19 protein-coding genes are annotated in these 18,326 nt (G+C 40.6%); 8 read left to right on the top strand and 11 right to left on the bottom strand.

Annotated elements, in window-relative coordinates:
* The first annotated feature begins 6 nt into the window (after positions 1-6).
* The 3 genes from BST86_RS04070 to BST86_RS04060 all read left to right on the top strand — a co-directional run bounded on the left by BST86_RS04070 (position 7) and on the right by BST86_RS04060 (position 2,002).
* Positions 7-606: a superoxide dismutase family protein gene (locus BST86_RS04070; protein ID WP_105982150.1), complete on the top strand. Its 600-nt coding sequence runs from the start codon at positions 7-9 to the stop codon at positions 604-606.
* Between the two features lie 86 nt (positions 607-692).
* Positions 693-1,229: an RNA polymerase sigma factor gene (locus tag BST86_RS04065; protein ID WP_055412597.1), complete on the top strand. Its 537-nt coding sequence runs from the start codon at positions 693-695 to the stop codon at positions 1,227-1,229.
* Complete coding sequence (locus BST86_RS04060; RefSeq protein ID WP_105982149.1) at positions 1,229-2,002, top strand: anti-sigma factor; 774 nt, start codon at positions 1,229-1,231, stop codon at positions 2,000-2,002. The genes BST86_RS04065 and BST86_RS04060 overlap by 1 nt, the downstream gene beginning before the upstream one ends.
* 283 nt (positions 2,003-2,285) lie before the next feature.
* On the opposite strand, the gene BST86_RS04055 is transcribed toward BST86_RS04060, so the two are convergent.
* From BST86_RS04055 to BST86_RS04025, 7 genes are all read right to left on the bottom strand, one after another.
* On the bottom strand, positions 2,286-3,578 hold the full coding sequence (locus BST86_RS04055; RefSeq protein WP_105982148.1) for a tetratricopeptide repeat protein: 1,293 nt from the start codon (positions 3,576-3,578) through the stop codon (positions 2,286-2,288).
* 64 nt (positions 3,579-3,642) lie between these two features.
* Positions 3,643-4,257 (bottom strand): DUF4331 family protein, encoded by a 615-nt coding sequence (locus BST86_RS04050; protein WP_105983938.1) that lies wholly within the window; start codon positions 4,255-4,257, stop codon positions 3,643-3,645.
* Positions 4,258-4,283: 26 nt separating this feature from the next.
* The gene (locus tag BST86_RS04045; protein ID WP_105982147.1) at positions 4,284-4,964 is read right to left on the bottom strand and encodes a DUF4331 family protein; all 681 of its coding nucleotides are present in this window, start codon (positions 4,962-4,964) and stop codon (positions 4,284-4,286) included.
* 118 nt (positions 4,965-5,082) lie between these two features.
* Positions 5,083-5,862, bottom strand: coding sequence for a LytR/AlgR family response regulator transcription factor (locus tag BST86_RS04040; protein ID WP_105982146.1), 780 nt, complete (start codon positions 5,860-5,862; stop codon positions 5,083-5,085).
* The gene (locus BST86_RS04035) at positions 5,859-6,170 is read right to left on the bottom strand and encodes a 2TM domain-containing protein (RefSeq protein ID WP_105982145.1); all 312 of its coding nucleotides are present in this window, start codon (positions 6,168-6,170) and stop codon (positions 5,859-5,861) included. The genes BST86_RS04040 and BST86_RS04035 overlap by 4 nt, the downstream gene beginning before the upstream one ends.
* A 2-nt stretch (positions 6,171-6,172) precedes the next feature.
* Positions 6,173-7,507 (bottom strand): histidine kinase, encoded by a 1,335-nt coding sequence (locus BST86_RS04030; RefSeq protein ID WP_197709219.1) that lies wholly within the window; start codon positions 7,505-7,507, stop codon positions 6,173-6,175.
* A 129-nt stretch (positions 7,508-7,636) separates the two neighbouring features.
* The gene (locus tag BST86_RS04025; RefSeq protein ID WP_105982144.1) at positions 7,637-8,389 is read right to left on the bottom strand and encodes a DUF6503 family protein; all 753 of its coding nucleotides are present in this window, start codon (positions 8,387-8,389) and stop codon (positions 7,637-7,639) included.
* 50 nt (positions 8,390-8,439) lie between these two features.
* Here BST86_RS04025 and smpB point away from each other — a divergent pair, with 50 nt between their 5' ends.
* The 3 genes from smpB to BST86_RS04010 all read left to right on the top strand — a co-directional run bounded on the left by smpB (position 8,440) and on the right by BST86_RS04010 (position 12,550).
* A complete protein-coding gene (smpB, locus tag BST86_RS04020; protein WP_055412590.1) occupies positions 8,440-8,904 on the top strand; it encodes an SsrA-binding protein SmpB in 465 nt (154 codons plus the stop codon).
* Between the two features lie 95 nt (positions 8,905-8,999).
* Positions 9,000-11,477: a DUF5686 and carboxypeptidase regulatory-like domain-containing protein gene (locus BST86_RS04015; protein ID WP_105982143.1), complete on the top strand. Its 2,478-nt coding sequence runs from the start codon at positions 9,000-9,002 to the stop codon at positions 11,475-11,477.
* 137 nt (positions 11,478-11,614) lie between these two features.
* Complete coding sequence (locus tag BST86_RS04010) at positions 11,615-12,550, top strand: peptidase associated/transthyretin-like domain-containing protein (protein ID WP_105982142.1); 936 nt, start codon at positions 11,615-11,617, stop codon at positions 12,548-12,550.
* A 122-nt stretch (positions 12,551-12,672) separates the two neighbouring features.
* On the opposite strand, the gene BST86_RS04005 is transcribed toward BST86_RS04010, so the two are convergent.
* From BST86_RS04005 to BST86_RS03995, 3 genes are all read right to left on the bottom strand, one after another.
* The gene (locus BST86_RS04005; protein ID WP_105982141.1) at positions 12,673-14,592 is read right to left on the bottom strand and encodes a DEAD/DEAH box helicase; all 1,920 of its coding nucleotides are present in this window, start codon (positions 14,590-14,592) and stop codon (positions 12,673-12,675) included.
* A 118-nt stretch (positions 14,593-14,710) separates the two neighbouring features.
* Positions 14,711-15,280: a nitroreductase family protein gene (locus BST86_RS04000; protein ID WP_105982140.1), complete on the bottom strand. Its 570-nt coding sequence runs from the start codon at positions 15,278-15,280 to the stop codon at positions 14,711-14,713.
* 96 nt (positions 15,281-15,376) lie between these two features.
* A complete protein-coding gene (locus tag BST86_RS03995; RefSeq protein WP_105982139.1) occupies positions 15,377-15,667 on the bottom strand; it encodes a hypothetical protein in 291 nt (96 codons plus the stop codon).
* A gap of 174 nt (positions 15,668-15,841) precedes the next feature.
* On the opposite strand from BST86_RS03995, the gene BST86_RS03990 reads away from it, so the two are divergent.
* Positions 15,842-17,380, top strand: coding sequence for a YifB family Mg chelatase-like AAA ATPase (locus BST86_RS03990; RefSeq protein WP_105982138.1), 1,539 nt, complete (start codon positions 15,842-15,844; stop codon positions 17,378-17,380).
* 11 nt (positions 17,381-17,391) lie between these two features.
* On the top strand, positions 17,392-17,757 hold the full coding sequence (locus BST86_RS03985; RefSeq protein ID WP_055412549.1) for an Hpt domain-containing protein: 366 nt from the start codon (positions 17,392-17,394) through the stop codon (positions 17,755-17,757).
* Between the two features lie 34 nt (positions 17,758-17,791).
* On the opposite strand, the gene BST86_RS03980 is transcribed toward BST86_RS03985, so the two are convergent.
* Positions 17,792-18,310 (bottom strand): DUF4268 domain-containing protein, encoded by a 519-nt coding sequence (locus BST86_RS03980; protein WP_242446456.1) that lies wholly within the window; start codon positions 18,308-18,310, stop codon positions 17,792-17,794.
* Positions 18,311-18,326: the final 16 nt, after the last annotated feature.

Here is an 18,326-nt window from a genome sequence, read left to right as displayed (position 1 = left end):
AATCAAATGAAAAAATTAAACGTAGCCATCATGATCATGGCATTAGTTTTCACAGTCTCTTGTAAAGAAAAAGAAAGCGACGCAATGGACGAAAACAACATGGATACTGAAGAAGTTGAAATGAACGACGAAATGGATAACGAAGGCATGGATGAAAAAAAATCGATCGTAGTGCCTATGGGATCCAAAAGTGAAAGCAACGTAACTGGATCTATATCGTTTGTAGAAGAAAATGGTGTGGTCACTATGAGTGCAAACCTAACAGGGTTTACTGCAGCTGGGACACATGCGATCCATATTCATGAAAATGGGGATTGTAGCGCCATGGACGGTTCAAGCGCAGGTGGCCACTGGAATCCTACATCAGATGAGCACGGCGATTGGGGTGATGGTAGCTACCACATGGGCGATATAGGAAACCTTGAAGCAGATGAAGAAGGTACAGCTGTCCTTAAGTTTTCGACGGACCAATGGTGTATAGGCTGTGATGACGAAACTAAAAACATCGTAGGCAAAGGTGTTATCGTACACGCAACTGCAGACGATTTCACATCACAACCTAGTGGTGCAGCTGGCGCAAGAGTCGCATGCGGCGTGATTGAATAAGTACTTCCTATCCTGAAAATAAGAAATCTACAAGTCTCTAGCTTGTAGATTTTTTTTTGCATCTTTAAAAATCCTTAAAATACATTATGAATGCACAACCAGATCTATTAATTGCTCGCTTACAAGAAGGCAGCGAGGTCGCTTTTAATAGAATATATGAACGATATCACAAGGCATTGCATGGAGTCATCTTTGCGATTGTAAAAAATGAAGATGTTGCACAAGAGATTCTACAAGATGTATTTATTAAAATTTGGAAAAATGCAAATAGCTATGATAAATCCTCTGGAAGGTTTTTTACCTGGACGCTCAATATAGCTCGTAATGCATCAATAGATTACTTGCGCAGTAAAAATCATAAAAACAGCCTCAAAAACTTAAGTACCGATAATTTCGTAGATGTTATAGTGTCCAATGAAAATCTCGATGATCAAACAGATGGAATGTTTATCAAACAATGGGTGGAAAAACTAGAGCCCATGTGTGTAAAAATCATCGATATTATTTTCTTTAAAGGATTCACCTTTAAGGATGGAGCTAAAGAGCTGGATATGCCATCTGGCACATTAAAGACCAGACACAGAAGGTGTCTGAATAATTTACGAGAAATGATGATCAACTAATGACGTTAGAAGAATTAAAAAATAGCGGAGATCTAGAGGCGTACGTTTGTGGTGTATTGTCACGTGAGCGTTCTAGAGAGATCTCAAAGCAGATCAACGAGAGTGATGAGCTTCAATTAGAAGTTCAGCAAATCGAGGATGCTTACTTTAAACTTGCTGCTGGAATATCTCCTAAAATTGACGAGGTCAAAATTTATGAGAACCTACGCAGATATATAAAGGAACAAGGTCGTGATGAGGATGATTCCATCAACTGGAGTCAATATCTAGGATGGGCAGCTGCCGTATTGCTCTTTATTGGAGCTGGGTACTTCTTCCGTGAAAATACAAACCTTAATGAACAGCTGGTTGATACGGAGCGTACCAACAACATACTAAATAATGAGTTAGAACAACTTGACGAACTCAATGCTGATTATCAAGAAGCTCTTGCATTTATTAAAGATAAAAACACCGTTAAAGTCAATCTTGCTGGTCAAGGTGATTATGCCAACACTAGCGCTGTTGCGTTTCACAATCCGGTTAGAGATAAAACTTACGTAGATGTTTCTGGGTTGCCAGAAGCTCCAGAGGATATGACTTATCAATTATGGTCCTTAACACTAAATCCATTGACTCCTACTAGTCTAGGTGTGATGGCCATGAATGATCAAAAGTTCATTGAATTTGAAAACTCTTTTGATACGCAAGCCTTTGGTATTACTCTAGAAAAAGCTGGTGGAAGCCCATCTCCTACTCTAGAGAGACTATATACTTTAGGAGTTATAGAGTAATCATAGCACCACATTAATTTGCAAAGCCGCGACCTTTAAATAAGGTCGCGGCTTTTTTAGATGATGCTCAAAAGAATCCTGCGCAATTGCAAAACTTGTATATACCACATCTATATTTGAAATTGTAGACTACTATATCGGTAGGTTCATTTCAAAACAAAAAAATGCCTGACTCTTGCGAATCAGGCATTCCTAAACTAACCAACCAATAGTACTCTAGATTTCTCAAGCCTAGAGTGACTAACTATCTGTTTATAGATACGTAGAATAAGTAGTTATGGTTTTAAATAGACTGGATTTCTTTATAGGTCATAGGACCCATTTCATATTCTGTTTCCAGTAATTCCTCTTTAAAACTATTGGCCTCTTCTATTCTACCATTTTCTTTTAAAATCAGTGCAGAATGGAATTGTGCTACCGGTTCAAAGGTTTTACCTATCACGTGTTCTTCATGATTTGCCAGAGCCTCTTTAGGATTACCATTTTTAAGCAGCGCATATCCTAATAAGTCATACGTTTCAGGTGTGGCACGGTGGCTTACTTCCATATAAGCCAGTTCAACAGCTTCCTGCGTTTTTCCAGCATCAATGAGTTCATTAATTTTATAAGCGTTGTACATCGCTCCATATGCAGGATTACTGACTTTTTTCATGAAATCCTCTTTCAACGCGTTTGCCTCGTCTGTGTTATTTTCAAAAGCGGCAACCTCTGCCAGTTCAAGATTATAATCTGGTATAGGGTGACGTTCTTGAAGTTTTTCTAAAATTGTTCTAGCTTCTGCAGGATCGCGATCATTGGAATAGGCAATCCAAGCGATACCTTTTAAGGCATACGTATTTGTTGGATCCAATTCCAAGGTCTTTAAATAATATTCATAGGACTTATCTAATTGACCATTGTGGCCATAATAATCGGCAATGTTGGAATAACTCCATAGAACCTTGGCATTGCTACCACTTTGTTCCGCTAATTTCATGGCGCGCTCCATGAGCGATATCGTAGTTTCCAGTTGACCTATGTGGTCGTTCCATTTTGCAGCGCGTATGAGGTAAGAGTAGTCGCTGGTATTGCGTAGACTGTCCAGAAGGTTTTCAGCGGTAGAGTAATCACCCAACTCCATCGCAATATCAAATTGCACGAGCTGGCTCTCTGGAGCGCTGTAGATTTGAGTAAAGCTGGACATTAAGCTGTCTGCTTTTTTGAATTGGTGTTGTTTTATATAAGCTTGCGCCAGTGCTCGCTTTGCGTTCTCTGGTTTTATGGCTGTTTGTTTTACTACGCTTTCGCGAAAGCGTACTGACTCATTCAAATATGCTACATCTCCAGTGAGATCAAACAAGGTGTTGAGCTTTCCTGCAATCCTAGCATTCCAAACGATTCTTGTGGAGTCTCCATTGACCTCATCCTTGAGCTCTTGAATGTCAGTCTTTAATTTCTGAATGATCTGCTGTTCTGACTGGTTGAGATACTGCTCATAATCTTCAGGATCTGTGATGTTTTTGGAGACTGTTTTTTCAGCTTCTTGACAAGAAACCAAAATCAGCAACAATAGGGTAACGTAATATATCTTTTTCATAAGTGTAAAAATAACAAAGCCGATTCCAGTTAAAGAATCGGCTAGGTTTATAAATTCTAGTTTTCTAGAAACTAGCTGGTACTAAGTATGGGAACGTAGGAGATACAACCCCAGTTTCCAATCCAACATTATCGGTTACAAGTTCTGGCAAACCACCTTCACCATTAAAACGTGCTCCATCATTTCCACCAAAAAGTAGGATTAAAGAAACGTCAATAACGTCATCTTGTAATCTTCTTCCTGTCAAAAAGTTTGAAGTGCTTTCAAAATAGGTTGTTGGTCCAGTTGCATTAGGTGCTACTTGTAGAACATCCAAGGCTAATGCTGTAGTCAATAAAGTTTGGTTCAATCCTAAAATATTAGTTTCATATTCGAGAGTTGTTCCAGCAGTATTACTGTAAGCAGCATAAAGTCCATCTACTTTATCAGAAAAGACACCTTGCCATTGGGAAATTTGATTTGCAGGGATCGTAACGTTAAAAGCATTTTCCTGGGCATTTGTAGTTGGAAAAACAGTGTTGATTCCTGGACGACCCATTTGATCTTGTTGTACAAAAGTTCCAGTGAAATCAGTACTTGCGTTTATTGGACCTGTAATGTCATCATCATCGTTACAGCTTATTACAAGAGCGCTAACGGCTAGAGCAAAAACCATGTATTTTATATTAAATATTTTCATTGTATTCAGTTTTATAGTGTTGATTATTATCTCTTTTTGGTTTCTACCCAAACGTTGTAGGCAGCTGGTAAACCAGTAGTTGTATTCAATAATTGATCTACAATGTGTGGTGGTGCTGTTCCCAACATAGAATTAGGTATTTCAATAACAATCGCGTTAGTATTCAACGGTGCAAATGTATTGTTTCCAGTAGTTCCAAAACCTTCTGCTGGAGCGGTAGCGACAACATTATTAAAAGCTTCAAAATCAAAGAAGAAAGCATCTTGACGTTGACCGGCAAAGTAGCTTACACCACCTTCAGTTTTAGTACTTCCTATATCTACAGAAGTTTTGAATTGATTCACATCGATGGTGCTATTCAATCCTGTTTCACTAGGTCTGTATGGACCAAAGAAATACATCTTATCTCCTTGACGTAACGCTTGGATTACAAGATCTTCAACTACTCCTGGAGGCGTACCTTCTGCACCAGTATTGTCAATGTTGATTTCAATTAGTACGTTTTCATCAAATTGAGCACTTGCATCACCTGCAGGAAGTGTCACCACAAAAGTGGTAGCATCTACATTGTTTCCTTGAAAGGCATAAAAATCTGCAATATCAGAAGTTGTGTTAGCGACGGCTGGAGCGTCTAGGTGGTCAGCTGCGATAAACACGGCAGCTGCGGCACAAACCGCAATACTTGACCAAAGGGCAATTTTTTTCATAGTTGTTTTTGTTAGTAATTAGTAATATCTCTCTAATTAACGAACAACAACCGGTTATGGATTTGAAGAATATGTTAAACCATACTTAAAATTGCTAAAACAGGCCGTTTGACAGCGATTATCCTTCCAACCAACCCTTAAATTCCTTCACACGTTCCCTACTTACCACTAAATCAAATTCATCAAACGAGCTGATTTTAACCTTTAATCTAGAATTGGTGTACGCAACAATATCATTTATAGAGTCAATACTCACGATGGCCTGACGCGAAATTCTAAAAAACTTCTTGGGATCCAATTCGGTTTCCACATGTTCCAGTTTGGAATCGATCAGATAATTGCGGCCATTAAGTAGATTGATGTACGTTCCCTTATTTTCTGAATAGAACAATTGTATCTCGTCTGCCGTAAATAGCTTGATGTGTTCCCCAACTTTGACCGTATACCTGTTTTTATAAGAAGTGGTCTGATTAGTAAGTAGCGCAGCAATTTGCTGCAAGTCCGCAGGATTAATGTTTGCGACGGTGCTTTGAGAGTTATCGCTTTCGCGAAAGCGTAACTTATATTTATCTACAGCCTGTTCCAACTCTTCTGCATCGATAGGTTTCAAAAGGTAGTCAATGCTGTTAAGTTTGAAAGCTTTTAAGGCGTACTCATCATAGGCCGTTGTAAAAATAATGGCGCTGTCCACTTGAACGTGCTCAAAGATTTCAAAGGACAACCCATCGCTAAGCTGTATGTCCAGAAAGATCAAATCTGGAGCAGTGTTGCTGGATAGGTAATCCACGGCTTCTTTGACAGAATGCACGTTAGCACTAGCCTGCATTTCTATCTTTTCTAGCATCCGCGTTAACCTTCTGGCGGCAGGCTTTTCATCTTCTACAATCAATATCTTCATTGGTTGTTAGTTAAAGTTTGCGATTGATCCTGGTCCATGAGCTCACGCAATTTACGGTCTTCCCAGTCCTTGCCTGTGAATGGATTGAGCCTATAAACGCCAGCAGCGTGGCTAAGCAGCCCTATGCCCCAACCTAGTAATGGAAATAGAAACCATGGAAACCTCCATTGATCACCGTAATAATTAAGTGCTGCAAGACCTGCGTTTACAATAAAGTATATAATGACGTGGTTGTAAAAACTTTTGAGCTCTTCAACACGTGCTTTTGCTCTAGTGTATCGTTCTTGATATGTTTCTTGTGTATTCATGGTTAAAAGTTTTTATCGTTCATTAGTTCTTTGATCTTGTTTTGTTGCCATCTTGAGTTAAAGAAAATACTCTTGTCAAAACTGCGCTGGTACTGGAAGAAAAGGCCTATTCCCATACCTATGGCTGGAAAAATTACCCATGGAATACCGCCAGTAAAGTAGTTGAGCAATCCTAGGAAAAATAGGATGAACAGCATCTTGACTGCATCGTCATAGAACTTTTTCATGTCCTTGACCTTTTCCCTAGCCTGGACTAGTTTAAATTCTTCTATTTTAACTTCCATAACTTCGGTTTTTGAGGCTTGAATTTGGTTTTTGTTTAGTAACGGTAAGGACACTTTAAAATATTCCTTGTTTTTTTCAATAGTCATTTGATCAGTTGTCAATAAAGCATATCTAGATGCGATATTATTGAGACCAACGCCGGTACTGTTTTTAACGACTGCCTTTTCATGAAGGTTATTTTCCACCACTAATTGGTTGCCATCTTCATAAATGGAAAGTTTTAAAGGCTGGCTGTCGCTTATGGTGTTATGCTTGACTGCATTTTCAATAAGCAGCTGCAGGGACAATGGGACCATCTGTAAATCGGGATTTGAAACACTATCTGGAATGGAAATATCCAGGCTGTCTTCAAACCTCATCTTGAGAAGTCTTACATAGGTTCTGGCAAAAGCCAATTCTTCTTCCAGTGACACCAATCCTTTACCGCGTTGTTCCAGCACGTAGCGGTACACCTTGGACAGCGACGTGGTAAAATGGACGGCAGCTTCAGGATTTTCTTCAATGAGGGAAACTAAAACGTTGAGACTATTGAATAAAAAATGAGGATCCAGCTGATTCTTAAGTGCATCAAATTGAGCGGTAGCAGATCCTGCGATAACTTTTTGCTCCTTGATCTTAGATTTTTGAAGTTCCTTATAGAAAAAGAAAGCGTGAAAAATAAGCGTAATGATGAGTGTAATGATCACTCCAGAGGCATACCATTCCAGACTTTGCTTATCCAGATATTCCTGGACCGTCACATCATAAATAACTATCTGAATAAATCCAATGAGGAAAAACAGCGTCACCATAGTGACGATGATTGAGCCTATAATACCTGTAATCAATCGCCATACAGGTTGTTTTTGCCAGGATAAAAACCGATCCAGATAATCTACCAGTGCCTCATTGACAAACGTGAGAAAGAAGGCAAAAACACTATTCATGCCTATGTTTGACAAACTGTCCTTCAAGGTGGTATCAAAACCAGAAAGAAATAGGTTGACCAGTGTGATCCCAACACCTATAAGGATGCTGATAAGAATAAGACGTATGAGTTTATTGAATTTCATGATCTTGCGCGTTCCTTAAATGTAAATCTTATTGAAGAACGACACAAAGATGCCATGAAGTTACAGTTGGGACAAAAATGCGTCTACCCAACTGTTAAAAACCGCTACTGAATTGTAAAAAACACCAGTTTATGGTGCGCTTTTAATAGCGACCTCAGGAAATTCCGTTTTGATTTCACTCATCAATACCAGCTGTCCAGCTTCAAATGCAGTGTCCAGATCCTCTAGTGTTGGGTCAGAATTTGATGATCTATAATTATTGTAGTCCTGTATTACTATCCCATCAATGGTTCGGCGGTTGACGCTTTCGCGAAAGCGAAATCCACAATCATCCTCACAGTAAGAATAAGCCAGATAGTCCACGAGAAAATCTGTGGTATCGATCCAGTAAATGAATTCGTCCTCATGGTCCTCACCGCCACCATCTTCTTTAAAGGTCACCTTGATTTGATAATATTCCTGATCATTGATCTGATCCGTTCCCAGATTTTCCAGAATTACCGCATCACCATCCAGACTGTAGGGCAATTGTGCAAAATATACCACGCTGTTAAGTGAGGCGCTGTACCTGCTGCGCAGGGAATCTGGCAAGGAAACGATGCTGTCACTTATACTTCTTGTGAACCCATCATTATTAAGCTGATCCTTTACAAGGTCATTGCCTTTAGTAAATTCACGCTCATAGGTATAACGACCTCCATAACGGTCCACTTTGTATTTGATGCCTCTAAAGGTAAAGTCTAGCGTTGCATTTGCCGCAACGTCTGCACCGTGTGCCGTGATGCTTTTGGCAATGATTTCTTCAGCGGTTGGAGCATCTTCCTCGCAGGAAGTTAGAAGCAACATTGAAATACTAAGTAGGGAAAACCAGATCTTTTTCATTTCACAAATATATAACGATGCTCACGGACTGTTAAATTATATTTGCGTTAATGGATTTCAAGAACAACGTACAGATTAAAAACCGTAAGGCTCGCTTTGAATATGAACTGCTGGATAAATATACCGCAGGAATTGTTTTGGGCGGCACAGAGATTAAAGCCATACGTTTAGGAAAGGCCAGTATTGCAGAGGCTTTTTGTGAATTCAAGGATAATGAGTTGTGGATCATCAACATGACCATACAGGAATATTCACACGCTACACATTTTAATCATGCGCCTAAGGCAGCTCGTAAGCTTCTACTACAAAGACGCGAGCTGAAAAAACTGTATAAAGACGTGACCAACTCTGGTAATACCATCATCCCATTAGTCATGTTTATCAATGATCGAGGTCTTGCCAAAATACAGATTTCACTCGCAAAAGGTAAAAAGCTCTACGATAAAAGAGAGACGATTAAAAACCGAGACAACAAAAAGCGAATGGACCAGATCAAAAAAACTTACAACGCCTAAACAACTATTTGCACTTTTGAACGTCTATTAATTAGAGCATGGCTTAAAAATTGTTTGCATTGTTCTTAAAACACTAACCACCAAGCCGTTCATTTATGAAAGTATTTTACGCGTTTATTTTTCTCATTCCATTTTTATCCATTTCTCAAATTAAAGGTACCGTTACTGATTCTAGTGGTGAACCTATCCCGTTTGTGAGCATTTTTGTCAAAGACACCTACACAGGCACATCTTCAAATGTGGACGGCGTCTACAGTCTGGACGTAAAAAAAACAGGAAAAATTACGATCGTTTTTCAAAGTTTGGGCTACCAGACCAACGAAGTGAGCGTCACCGTTGATCAGCTGCCTTATAGTTTAGACACAACGCTGCAAAGCGAGACTACCTCGCTGGACGAAGTCGTCGTGCGCAGCGATGAGAATCCAGCAGACCGTGTGATACGTGAGGCGATCAGGAACAGAGGAGCAAATCGGCTTAAGAGTTCCAGCTATACTGCAAGTTTCTATTCTCGAGGCCTATGGCGCATGGATGATGTTCCAGAAAAATTCTTGGGGCAGGAAATAGGTGATTTGAATGGATCTCTCGATTCTCTTACTCGCAGCGGTATCATTTACCTATCAGAAACAGTAAGTAATATCTCCTATCAGGCACCAGATAATTTTAAGGAGTTCATTACGGCCAGTAAAATAAGCGGCGATGATCAAGGTTTTAGCGCTAATAGTGCAGAGCAGGCCAACTTTGATTTCTACAACAACAATATTGATTTGAATAATAGGATCGTCTCTCCTATTGCAGATTATGCTTTCAGTTACTACAAATACAAATTGTTGGGAACCTTCTACGACACTAATAATTTCTTGATCAACAAGATTGAAGTCATTTCTCGCAGGCCTAAAGACAACACCTTTAATGGTGTAATTTATATCGTGGAAGATCAATGGACTATCTACGGTCTGGAACTCACTACAACTGGCCAAAATATAAATGTGCCGGCCATTAAGGAATTGACCTTTGCACAAGATTTCTCATATGAATCCAAAACTAAGGATTGGGTCAAGCGCACCCAAAACATCACATTCTCCTTTGGGCTTTTTGGCTTTAAGGGTAACGGCAGATTCATAGCCAATTATTCTGATTATAATTTCAATCCGCAGTTTGATAAAAAGACCTTTGGAGCAGAAGTTCTAGCCTTCAAGCCAGAGGCCAACAAGAAAGACAGCTTGTTCTGGAAAAAGATCAGACCAGTGCCACTTACCATGGACGAAACAAGAGAATACGTCAAGAAAGATAGTATTGCGGCAGTGCGTAACGACCCTAAGTATAAGGATAGCGTCGATCGTGTGGAAAATAAATTTGGCGCACTGGATGTTCTCACGGGTTACACCTATCGCGACTCCAACGAGAACTATCGCATAAGTTATGAAGGCGTCATAGGCGCAGGTAATTTTCAGGGCTTCAACACCGTACAGGGATTTGTACTAGGTAGCGGCGTCAATTTCTCTAAAGGCTTTGATGACGACTACAACCGCAGCTTGTACACCGCTGTAAATTTTAATTATGGTACTAGCGATGACCGGTTGCGGTATGACGGTCGTATTTCTTATAGATTCAACCGTACCAATCGCAGGAGCATTACCCTTTCAGGTGGTACACAGGTATCACAAATCAACGCTACCAATCCTATTACTGGATTGGAAAATTCCATTTCCAGTCTGTTTTTTGAACGCAATTTTGCCAAGTTTTTTGAACGCGATTTTGCAAGAATCAGCTATTCTGAAGAAGTTACTAATGGCTTTTTCCTAGGTGGCTCCATAGGCTATGAAAACCGCCAACCGCTACAGAACACTACTGACCAAGTATGGTTCACCCAATCTGATGTGGATTATACGCCTAACAATCCGTTATTTCTGGATCAAAATAGATTGGCTTTTATTGATAATCATGACTTGCTCAAGGTAAGTGCTGGATTGACCATACGACCTGGCCAAAAATACCAGAGCTATCCAGATCAAAAATTCAACATCGTCAATGAAAAGTACCCTACCATAAGATTGGCATATGAAGGTGGCTTTGCGGCCAGCAACAGTAATTACAACTATCAGCAGATTAGTGCCAGCATCTGGCAAAACTTTGATCAAGGCAATCTGGGACGCAGTAGTTATTGGGTCAATGCAGGAACCTTTTTCAATGCAGACGGCATCTCGCTGGTAGATGCGCAGCATTTTAACGGCAACCAATTAAGATATAAGCTTGCCGCCTTGAATCCCTACGGTTTTGGATTGTTGGATTACTACGATTACAGCACTAATGAATCCTATGCTCAAGCACACGTACAGCACGACTTTAAAGGCTTTATCCTTGGGAAGATTCCTGGTATCAACCTACTCAATTACGATTTGATCGTGAGCGGTAAAGCGCTCATGACCCAGCGCAAGCCCTATTTTGAGGTAAGTGCAGGAATCGATAACATAGGTTTTGGTAGTTTTAGGCCATTCCGTGTGGATTATGTGCGCAGCATCACCAGCGGTAGAAACTATGGAGCTTTTGTGGTTGGGATTAATTTTGGGTTGTAGAAGGAGTTCGCTTTCACGAAAGCGAGATATTCAGTTAATAATTTATTTGTAGCTTAGAGTAATTGATTCCAAAAGTTTCGAATCCTGATGATGCTGTGACAATTGTTTTGTCAATGGACGTATAACCTAGTTCAATTATGAAAAGTTTCGAATTAAAAATTGATCAACCTTGTTCAGAAAATTGGCAAGACATGACCTCTAGGGAAAATGGTAGTTTCTGTTCTGCATGTCAGAAAACAGTGATTGATCTTACCATGTTATCTAAAAACGAATTATCCGCAAAATTTTCAAAGAAAAAAGCTGGGCATTGTGTGAGAATAAGCGAGGATCAAATGTCCACCCTAATGGCAAAAAGTGATTTCTTTGATGATTTTTCAATTCCATTTTCATCAACAGCGGCAACTGTTTTTATTGCTGGTGCACTTTTAGGTCCGGCTGCTTATGCAGAAGATGCAACTGTAAGTTTGACTCATTTAGTTGATCAACAAACTTCATCAAGTGATTTGAGAAGGTATTTGGAAGCTGGTAAGTCTAGTAATTGTGAAGTTTTAGAGCCGATTGTATTTAAAGGAACTGTTACTTCAGAATCTAACAATGAACCTATAGAAAACGCAAAAATTATTTTTATCTCTCAAAACACAGTATTAGTAGCTTACACAGATAGTAAGGGTTCGTTCAAACTGCCAATCCCGGAAAATCAAGTTAACGCAAAAAACTTAGTAAGGATGAGCTTTGATAAAGCGTTAGGAAATAATTTGAATCAATACGGCGATACTGATTTTATATACACCAGAGAGGAATTGATAGAATCACAAAAAGTAAAAGCTCAGCCGAAAAGATTTATTCTAGGTTACGTTACGTCGACTCGCGTTGTTGGTGAACCATTGGCCTTGTATCGAGGAAATGAAATTGATTTTAAGGATCTAAGATGGGCAATTTCGGGAAAAAAAGGAAAATTTAACTTAAATGGTAAAACGTATGAGCATTTTAATCCTGAGATTTCTCAAGAGGTCTTTGGCAAGAAAGCTAAATACGGTTTGTATGTGGTTATTGATGAGACCTTAAACCATTAATGCTTTCCGGTTTCGCGAAAGCGAAAAAATAGCCCACAAAAAAATCCCGCCTAGATCAGCCCTAAGCGGGATTTTGTAATTATTGATCAGCTTGAAAATGATGCTGGTAACTGCCTACTGGATCAGTCCCATTTCTTGCCAAAAAACTTAGATCTTCCAGATCCTTTTTTTCCGCCTTTGGAAGACGAACGGTCTCTTCCAGCGTCGCTATCGGTTGTTTTGGTACTGCGACCTTTAAAGCCACCAGATCTAGGTGCAGATCCAAAATCACCGTTAGAACGTCGCCCTTTGAATCCACCACCAGAATCACCATCTGATCTGCGGCCTTTAAAACCACCGCCATCGCGTTTGCCTTTAAAGCCACCACTACGACCACCACGATCTCTGGATTCTGTTACCTTACCATGATGCTCATCAACTCTCAATTCGCGACCATCGCGTTGCGTACCGTTAACCTTGAGCATTTGAGAGGCAACTTCTTCTTTTACATCCATAAAAGAGTGTGCGCCATCCAGAACGATACGTCCTATATCGTCACCAGTAAGACCGGTAACATCACATACGTAGCCTAACAAGGCACCTTTATTAATGTTGTCCTTGCGGCCTAGATTGATAAAGTAGGTTTTCATTCCTTCTTCCTTACCTCTATCATTCTTGCGACCACGATCACGACCACCACGTTCACCTCTACCACCGCGATCATCGTCACGTCCTTTGGAACGGTCGTTCACATCTTTGATGGAATTGCGTTTATAGATGGAGTTATATTCTTTAGTCAATAACTTGGCAATAAGATCTTCTTTGGAAATATCTTCCAATCTCTCTACCACACTCGTCATAAGCTCGTCGCTTATCTTAGGATTGACCTCTTGATTTTTTAGGTTGTCTGACCAGCGAGAAATACGCTTTTCAGTAATGGCATCCAGTGCGGGAACCTCTGCAGGTGCAAAGTTGATTCCCAATTTACTGGCGATATATTTAAGCTTTCGGTTATCACCTTTAGTAATCAACGCTAGTGATACTCCTTTTTTGCCAGCACGAGCAGTACGACCAGAACGGTGCGCATAAAACTCTGGATCATCTGGTAAGGCAAAGTGAATCACGTGCGTGATATCATCAACATCGATACCACGAGCAGCAACGTCTGTCGCGATCAAAAGTTTCAAATTCTTATCACGGAATCTCTTCATCGCAGCATCGCGTTGCGCTTGTGACATGTCACCATGTAGTGCCTCAGTGGCGTAGCCGTTGTTGTTCAGCTCATCTGCTACTTTTTGAGTATCGCGTTTGGTGCGACAAAACACCACACCAAACATATCTTCATGATAATCCAGGTAACGACGCAATGCTTCTGTCTTATCAGACGCCTTGAGTTGTACCGACTGGTGCTCAATGTTGGTGTTGACAATGTTTTCTTGATTGACACGTACTTCTTCTGGTTGCACCATGTACGTATCTACAATGCGCTTGATCTCACGCGCCATGGTAGCACTAAACAACCAGATCCTGCGACCGCCATCACTCTTTGAAAGAATAAAGTCGATGTCTTCCTTGAAGCCCATGTTAAGCATTTCATCTGCTTCATCCAGCACCATGAATTTAAGAGAGTCAAGGTTGACTTCCTTACGTTTCATTAGGTCCATCAAACGACCAGGCGTGGCCACAACAATCTGCGCACCGCGACGTATCTCGCGTATTTGTGTCATGATGTTGGCACCACCAAAAACAGGAACCACGTTAAGCTTGCCCATCTTTTGGGACATTTGCTCCATTTGCCCACAAATTTGCTGGGCAAGTTCTCGAGTAGGTGCAAGAATCAATGCTTGCGTTTCTCTCGAGTTAATATCTATAAGATCCAATAAGGGTAAACCAAAAGCAGCAGTTTTTCCCGTACCAGTTTGCGCAAGACCTATGAAGTCTCCGTCGTGTTTCAATAAAATGGGAATGGACTGTTGCTGAATCTCTGTTGGGGTTTCAAACCCCATTTCAGCGAGGCCGTCTAGTAACGGCTGTGAGAGCCCTAAGGCTTCAAAATTTTCCAAATAACTATATTTAATTATTTTGCAAAAGTACGATTAATTAATCGCATTATAAACGGTATTAACGTTTTGAAGATCAGCTTTTAATAGGCTGCTATTTTTGCAAGGTCTCGCTGGAAAATCAGTCGATAAACTCTGTGAATTCCTCGATGGATTTGCGCTTGGGCAAATCGGCAGATTGATTTGCTACGGTTCCCATGTAGAAAAAACCTAGAAATTGACCGTTGGGACTGGTTTCAATCGCCTCAAATTCGTTCATGTTTGCAAAACTCTTAGGCGAGCTCCAGTAAGCGCCATAACCCAATTGATGGGTCATAAGCCACATATTTTGCACGCTCATGGAAACCGCAGCAACCTCTTCCCATTCTGGGATGCTTTCCTTCTTGTCCCTATTGAGAAAAATGAGAATGATGGCAGATGATTGCTGCATCTTTTCGGCCATCTTTTTGGTCTTCATGCTGCCAGATTTTCCAGTACTTTTTTCAAACTGCTCGCCCATAAAGGCGCTCAGTTTTTGCAAGCCAGCACCACGCACCACCTTATATTTCCACGGTTGTGTTTTTTTATGGTTGGGAGCCCATCGCGCTGCTTCCAGAATTTCGTGAAGATGCTCCTCTGCAATGGGCTCACCTGTATATTCCGCTGGAAATTGCGATCGACGTTGTTGTATGGTTTCTAACAGTGTTTTCATCGTTTAAAGATAGCGTGGAGTTCGCTTTCGCGAAAGCGAAACAACCTTTAATCACGATGCTCATCATAAACAGAAAAAGTCTTTAAAAGCCATTGATCACGCCAGTAATGTGAGCATGACATAATATCCCAATCCAAGTACCGACAGCATGATGGTGGACCAAAACCAGGCGCGACCTACCGGTGAATCGTAAAGTATAATGCGATACACAATGCTCATGGTCAAGCACAGGAAAATATGAACAACCGTGTAGATGGAGGACACCAGAACAACCTCTAGCAGCTCAAACCTTGACGCATCTTGAAACACCAAGAAAATCAATCCGTTCCCAAACGCGAAAACGATGAGATTGATGAGAATAATAATTTTGAATTTGGCTGGATTCATTGAATAAAGAAAATTACAATTATAATTGTGATTAACATAATGTCCAACAATTTCCAGATATTTTAAAAAATAACTCAACAAAATCAATTCTAACTGTATCAAAACAAACCTGTAGTAGATTCTTAAATTTTCATTTTCTAAGATTTACACTACATTTAAGTAAACGAATGTAGCATGTTGACTAAAGTTTACGGCAGTGCCGTTTTTGGTGTAGAAGCACAGACAATTACGGTCGAAGTAAACGCGGCCACTGGGATAGGGTATCATCTCGTTGGGTTGCCCGATAAAGCGATAAGCGAAAGTTCCTATAGAATAGCTGCAGCATTGACTAACGTGGGTTATAAAATGCCCGGCAAGAAACTCATCATTAACCTATCACCTGCAGACTTGCGTAAAGAAGGTAGTGCCTATGATCTACCTATTGCCATAGGAATCATGGTGAGCTCGAATCTGATAAAAGCAGACGATCTGGATCAATACATTATTATGGGTGAACTATCACTTGATGGAACGCTACAGCCCATTAAAGGTGCTTTGCCTATTGCCATTAAAGCACGACAAGAAGGTTTTAAGGGGTTTATCCTTCCAAAAGCCAACGCCAGAGAAGCTGCGATTGTTAATGATCTAAAAGTGTATGGTGTCGATAACATCTCTGAAGTGATTCAGTTTTTTGACAAAGGCGTCGATCTGGAAGAAACCATTGTGGACACTCGTGATGAATTCTTTCAAGCATTGGAACATCCTGAATTTGATTTTAGCGATGTGAAAGGTCAAGAATCGATCAAACGTTGTATGGAAATTGCCGCGGCAGGTGGTCACAATATCATCTTGATTGGACCACCAGGAGCTGGAAAAACCATGCTGGCAAAGCGTCTGCCTTCCATCCTACCACCCATGACCTTACAGGAAGCGCTAGAAACCACAAAGATTCACAGCGTCGCAGGTAGAACGCTCGAGAAGGCTGGATTGATGGCGCAGCGCCCGTTTAGAAGTCCGCATCATACGATATCAGATGTAGCCTTAGTAGGCGGTGGAGCTTATCCGCAACCTGGAGAGATCTCTTTATCGCACAACGGCGTACTTTTTCTCGACGAACTACCAGAATTTAAAAGAGGCGTTTTGGAAGTCATGAGACAACCTCTTGAGGATCGCGAGGTGACCATTTCAAGAGCAAAATTTACGATTACCTATCCATCCAGTTTTATGTTGGTGGCGAGTATGAACCCAAGTCCAAGTGGTTATTTTAACGATCCCAGCGCACCGGTGCAAAGTAGCCCAGCCGAGATGCAACGCTACCTGAGCAAGGTTTCTGGGCCATTGTTGGATAGAATTGATATCCATATTGAGGTCACTCCAGTGCCCTTTGAAAAGCTTACCGAAGATCGCCCAGCAGAAAAATCGACCGTGATTAGAGAGCGTGTTACAGCGGCGAGAAATGTTCAAACGGCTCGCTTTCGCGAAAGCGAAAAAACCCATTACAATGCACAAATGGGAACAAAAGAGATAAGAAAATACTGTGCACTTGATGATGCAAGCAAAGATTTATTGAAAAATGCAATGGAACGCTTAAATTTGAGCGCTCGCGCGTACGATCGCATCTTGAAGGTGGCTAGAACCATCGCAGACCTGGATCAAAGCGAGCATGTGACCGGCACGCACATTGCCGAAGCCATACAGTACCGCAGCCTGGATCGTGATGGTTGGTTGGCATAAAATAATTGAATATGAGCAAGAACGATATACTTGAATTAGAACAGTTACGGGAATCCTTTGGTGATGATCCTGAAACTTTTGTTGCGGTACTGGAAATGTTCATGCAAGAGGTTCCCATGGATTATGACGACCTCATAAGCAAAATGGGCCAAGAAGATTATTATGCCTCTGGTTTACTTGCCCATAAAGTCAAGAGCAGCTACCGCATGCTGGGCATGGAAAAGGAAACTTTATTACTACAAGAAATTGAGGATAGGGCAAAACGCAAGGAGAATACCCATGAGATTCCAGTGCTATTTAAACAATTTCAAGATGGTTATGAAGAAGGTTTAAAACTGATCATGCGCACCATCAAGCATCTTAAAAAGAAGATATAATTATTTCTTGTTCCAGATGTAAAGTCTATTCTTCTCAATCTTCTATAAAGTCTTTGTATTCCCAGAAAAAGGCTTCCAATTTATCCATATTCTCATAAAAGAATTCATACACGTCTGGCCAGTCAGTTTTTCTGGTAATCTTGACATTTTCCATAAAAACAAAGATTCTAGAGATCACTTTACCCGATTCTAAAAGGTAATCGCGCTCAAAAATCAGGTCGTCACTTACTTCTTCCCGCATAACCGATTTGAAGCTCTCAAACTTCTCAAAATAGTAGTGCCTAAAAATCTCATCGTCGTGCTCTATATCGATAGAAACCATCGCACAATGGTCTTCCATAGAAAACTTGAGGACAACATCCTTAATTTTGGTATTGTACAACGTCCACTTGCGCTGGAATCTCTTACCGAAAAACGTCCAAAAATCCTGACGTACCTGTTTTGCTTCTTCCTTTGAAAACATAAGCGGCAAAAATACAACCTTGCCCTTGAAGGAGTTCGCTTTCGCGAAAGCGAGATCATAAAAAATGCGGCTCTCATGAAAGAACCGCATTCTAAAATTTTAATTA

It is taken from the genome of Nonlabens agnitus (genome assembly GCF_002994045.1).
GTDB lineage: Bacteria > Bacteroidota > Bacteroidia > Flavobacteriales > Flavobacteriaceae > Nonlabens > Nonlabens agnitus.
This window is presented reverse-complemented; position numbering and strand designations above follow the sequence as displayed.

Bases quoted from the DNA above. Each gene is read 5' to 3' on its own strand.
- BST86_RS04070 (WP_105982150.1), top strand. From the start codon at position 7: ATGAAAAAATTAAACGTAGCCATCATGATCATGGCATTAGTTTTCACA.
- BST86_RS04065 (WP_055412597.1), top strand. From the start codon at position 693: ATGAATGCACAACCAGATCTATTAATTGCTCGCTTACAAGAAGGCAGC.
- BST86_RS04060 (WP_105982149.1), top strand. From the start codon at position 1,229: ATGACGTTAGAAGAATTAAAAAATAGCGGAGATCTAGAGGCGTACGTT.
- BST86_RS04055 (WP_105982148.1), bottom strand. From the start codon at position 3,578: ATGAAAAAGATATATTACGTTACCCTATTGTTGCTGATTTTGGTTTCT.
- BST86_RS04050 (WP_105983938.1), bottom strand. From the start codon at position 4,257: ATGAAAATATTTAATATAAAATACATGGTTTTTGCTCTAGCCGTTAGC.
- BST86_RS04045 (WP_105982147.1), bottom strand. From the start codon at position 4,964: ATGAAAAAAATTGCCCTTTGGTCAAGTATTGCGGTTTGTGCCGCAGCT.
- BST86_RS04040 (WP_105982146.1), bottom strand. From the start codon at position 5,862: ATGAAGATATTGATTGTAGAAGATGAAAAGCCTGCCGCCAGAAGGTTA.
- BST86_RS04035 (WP_105982145.1), bottom strand. From the start codon at position 6,170: ATGAATACACAAGAAACATATCAAGAACGATACACTAGAGCAAAAGCA.
- BST86_RS04030 (WP_197709219.1), bottom strand. From the start codon at position 7,507: ATGAAATTCAATAAACTCATACGTCTTATTCTTATCAGCATCCTTATA.
- BST86_RS04025 (WP_105982144.1), bottom strand. From the start codon at position 8,389: ATGAAAAAGATCTGGTTTTCCCTACTTAGTATTTCAATGTTGCTTCTA.
- smpB (WP_055412590.1), top strand. From the start codon at position 8,440: ATGGATTTCAAGAACAACGTACAGATTAAAAACCGTAAGGCTCGCTTT.
- BST86_RS04015 (WP_105982143.1), top strand. From the start codon at position 9,000: ATGAAAGTATTTTACGCGTTTATTTTTCTCATTCCATTTTTATCCATT.
- BST86_RS04010 (WP_105982142.1), top strand. From the start codon at position 11,615: ATGAAAAGTTTCGAATTAAAAATTGATCAACCTTGTTCAGAAAATTGG.
- BST86_RS04000 (WP_105982140.1), bottom strand. From the start codon at position 15,280: ATGAAAACACTGTTAGAAACCATACAACAACGTCGATCGCAATTTCCA.
- BST86_RS03995 (WP_105982139.1), bottom strand. From the start codon at position 15,667: ATGAATCCAGCCAAATTCAAAATTATTATTCTCATCAATCTCATCGTT.
- BST86_RS03990 (WP_105982138.1), top strand. From the start codon at position 15,842: ATGTTGACTAAAGTTTACGGCAGTGCCGTTTTTGGTGTAGAAGCACAG.
- BST86_RS03985 (WP_055412549.1), top strand. From the start codon at position 17,392: ATGAGCAAGAACGATATACTTGAATTAGAACAGTTACGGGAATCCTTT.
- BST86_RS03980 (WP_242446456.1), bottom strand. From the start codon at position 18,310: ATGCGGTTCTTTCATGAGAGCCGCATTTTTTATGATCTCGCTTTCGCG.